Origin of the sequence: Acinetobacter sp. UBA3025 (genome assembly GCF_002367915.1) — a bacterium.
Lineage (GTDB): Bacteria > Pseudomonadota > Gammaproteobacteria > Pseudomonadales > Moraxellaceae > Acinetobacter.
The window spans coordinates 9,841-13,262 of sequence record NZ_DFDO01000213.1 but is presented as its reverse complement, the minus strand read 5'-3'; the positions used below and the strand labels follow the sequence as shown (position 1 = coordinate 13,262).

Annotated in this window: 4 protein-coding genes; 2 read left to right on the top strand and 2 right to left on the bottom strand. The window is 38.0% G+C overall.

Annotated features, from left to right (window positions below):
- The first annotated feature begins 331 nt into the window (after nucleotides 1-331).
- Nucleotides 332-1,663, top strand: coding sequence for an OprD family outer membrane porin (locus B4J23_RS08955; protein ID WP_291360092.1), 1,332 nt, complete (start codon nucleotides 332-334; stop codon nucleotides 1,661-1,663).
- A gap of 99 nt (nucleotides 1,664-1,762) precedes the next feature.
- Here B4J23_RS08955 and ppa read toward each other — a convergent pair whose 3' ends face one another.
- A complete protein-coding gene (gene ppa / locus B4J23_RS08950; protein ID WP_004896422.1) occupies nucleotides 1,763-2,299 on the bottom strand; it encodes an inorganic diphosphatase in 537 nt (178 codons plus the stop codon).
- 120 nt (nucleotides 2,300-2,419) lie between these two features.
- Nucleotides 2,420-2,818 carry an MAPEG family protein gene (locus B4J23_RS08945; RefSeq protein ID WP_166136510.1) on the bottom strand — a complete coding sequence of 133 codons (399 nt, stop codon included), beginning with the start codon at nucleotides 2,816-2,818 and terminating at the stop codon, nucleotides 2,420-2,422.
- Nucleotides 2,819-2,918: 100 nt separating this feature from the next.
- On the opposite strand from B4J23_RS08945, the gene B4J23_RS08940 reads away from it, so the two are divergent.
- Nucleotides 2,919-3,305, top strand: coding sequence for a hypothetical protein (locus B4J23_RS08940; protein WP_291360077.1), 387 nt, complete (start codon nucleotides 2,919-2,921; stop codon nucleotides 3,303-3,305).
- Nucleotides 3,306-3,422 lie beyond the last annotated feature (117 nt).

Below are 3,422 nucleotides of genomic sequence, written 5' to 3'. Positions count from 1 at the left end.
CTTTTAACAAATTATTAATGAAGAGTCTGATATAGAAAATGAAGATTTTGAACACTCAACTTTTTCATTCTAAGAATTTTAATTTTAAATATTATTGATGCACTCATGAGTCATACCCTTCAGAGAATTTAGATTTAAAAATATCTTTGTTTTTATTTGTTTTTTTACTATATGGTCAGAATTTAGACTGTTAAATTTCTTACCATTATTCACTTTAGATTAAAAAAATCCCTCGACTTTAGTGGAATATCGTAAATAAAAATGACATTTATTCAGCGAATCTTATACAATTCCTAAAAATTTTCATCAATTTGTATAAGGCTCTCTCCCAATGCAAAACACAAAAAAATTAACATTGGCAGTTTTGATTCAGGCTGCATTGATCTCAACCGCTTTTGCTAGCGAGCAGAGTGAGTCTAAAGGTTTTGTAGAAGACGCAGAAGGATCTGTACTTTTCCGTACTGGTTATTTATCTCGTGACTATAAAGGCACTCCACCAAATAGTGATACGAGTTCTTTCGCTCAAACAGCAATAATTAATCTAGATTCTGGCTTTACCAAAGGTATTGTTGGTTTTGGTGCAGGTATCATTGGTGATGCTTCATTTAAACTCGGTAAAAATGGGCATACTGGTAACCAAATGATCCCAACGCATAGTCAAGATAATGCCGATGGAACTAAAGATGCCTATGATCATTGGGCACGTGGAGGTGCTTATGTCAAAGCACGCGTATCAAACACAACGGCTAAATATGGTACGCAAGTATCTGAAATTCCAGTAATTGCAAGTAATACTGCTCGTTTAACCCCTGAGTACTACACTGGTCTTTATATTGAAAGTAACGAAATTAAAGACTTGACGTTAATCGGTGGTAAATTCACTAAAAATCAATGGTCTAATGATATCAGCTCAGACCAACAAAATTTGGACAGTGCTATTTTCTGGGGCGCGAAATACAAGTTTAACGACCAAGTTAATGCCTCTTATTATGGGGTAGACGTTAAAGATAAATTAGATCGTCACTATGGGAATGTAAATTACAGCTTTCCTACAGCAAATGGTGCGACCGTAACTTTAGAGGCAATGGGTTACAATACTAAATGGAAAGTTGGAGCAGCAACCACTGATCCACGCAGTGCAACTGAAGAATTGACTAACTCAATTTGGGGTGTATCTGCAAGCTATAACAGAGATGCACACAATTTGATGCTTGCATACCAAGATAATGCGGGCAACATAGGTTACGACTATGCTTACAACGCAGATGGTCTACAAAGCATTTATGTACCAAACTCATACTTATCCGACTTTAAGGGTAACGATGAAAAATCTGTTGGCTTACAGTACAACTATAATTTTAAAAACCATGGTCTTCCAGGTCTAAACTGGACAACAGCATTCGTTTATGGTTGGGATATTGATGTAGCCGAAATAAATAATCCAGCACAAATTATCGACCAAGCTGAAGAACATGAATTCTTTAACCAAGTGAAATATACGGTTCAATCTGGTGCATTCAAAGATGCAAACTTACGCTTACGTCACTCATACTTGCGCGCAAGTGATACTTACAATAATGCTTCTGGCAACTATGTAAGTAATGCTATCAGCTCAACAAATGAATGGCGTATCTGGTTAGACATCCCGGTGAAATTATTCTAATGTCCTGACGATGCTTTAAATCAAAAAAACCTGCACATTGTGCAGGTTTTTTTATTTAAGCTTTAAAAGTTTAAAGACTTAAATGGAAAAGCAAAGCAATTATTTGTTTGCTTCTGCATAAGCAGCAATTGAGTCTAGTACTTCTTGTTTCGCAACATCTGCACCTTCCCAACCACTTAACTTAACCCATTTACCTGGTTCCAAGTCTTTGTAGTGCTGGAAGAAGTGTTCGATCTGGCTGATCAATAATGGAGGAAGATCAGTATATTCTTGAACATCTTTATAGATCGGTGTCAATTTTTCATGTGGAACCGCAACCAGTTTCGCATCAACACCACCGTCATCTTCCATGTTCAGTTTGCCCACAGGACGGCAGCGAATAACAGAACCCGGCTCTACTGGGTGTGGCGTCACAACCAATACGTCTAAAGGGTCACCATCTAGAGATAAAGTGTTTGGAACATAACCATAGTTCGCTGGGTAGAACATTGCTGTACCCATGAAACGGTCTACAAATAATGCATCAGAATCTTTATCAATTTCATATTTGATTGGTGCTGCATTTGCAGGAATTTCGATAATGACATAGATGTCGTTTGGCGCATCTTTACCCGCTGGGATATTGCTGTAGCTCATAGCATCACTCTTTAACAAGTTATATCTTTTAAAAACCGCGATAATTATAACGGTTTTTACAGATTTTTTTTGATTTTAAAATATCGAACTGTAAATATCTCGACCTGCTTTATTTTTGGCTTAAGAGATTTTGATAATTAACAGCAGTAAGGTTATTGGACATAATAAGGATAACAGCCAGACAATTGAACGTAAGGTCGACCAGTTCGCCAGATAACAGATCCCATAGATGACCCGAAAAACCAGATAGGCAATCCCAAAGGTCATCACCAGACTTTGCGGCACGACCATATATTCTGCCATCAGAATCGAGGCGATAAAGAGCGGTAAGCTTTCAAAGCTATTTTGCTGAGCGGCATTGGCGCGACTGGCCAGGCCTGTAGACTTTTCTAAAAATGCCCGCGGATTCTGATTGTCTTTTGCACGAAACCCTGCCGATTTTTTCGCAATCAAGGTAAAAACATAGGGTAAAAGACAAGCTGCCAAAATGAGATAGATAACCCCACTAATGCTATGCATCTGATTTTTCTCTTGAGAATTTTTATGTCTATCATAGCATGGCGTTTCGTGAATAAATTTTGTTAAATAGAGTGTTTTTATAAATGATTAAGGATTCACTATGGTCAGCCCTGATCAAAATGAAATGTTCGATGTCCTCGAGAAACAGCACCAGCATCAACGTCAAGTGGATCGCGTATTAAAAATCGTATTGCCGATTGTGGCATTTCTGATGGCGGTCATTTGTGCCAATATGAATATCTGGTCTCCCCTCTTTACCTTTGCTATCTTATGGATTGCCTTCTATGCCGTGGGCATCAAACGCATGCCGATCTGGCACTGGGTGGTCGCAATCATCATTTATTGCCTGATAGATAATATTCTCAGTTATGGCAGTTTTAATTTGAGAGGATTTAACCGCCAGTTTGGTACCATGTTTATTTTTTTGGGTGTGATCGGTGTAGGACGTCCTTACTTCGACCGCTGGCTAATGAAAAAAGAGAATTAAAAAAAGCGCCCTTAGGCGCTTTTTTTATTGCAGGATTTATGCAGTCTTACGTAGGTCTTTACGCAGGATTTTGCCTACGTTAGATTTTGGTAATTCATCCATAAATTCAACATAACG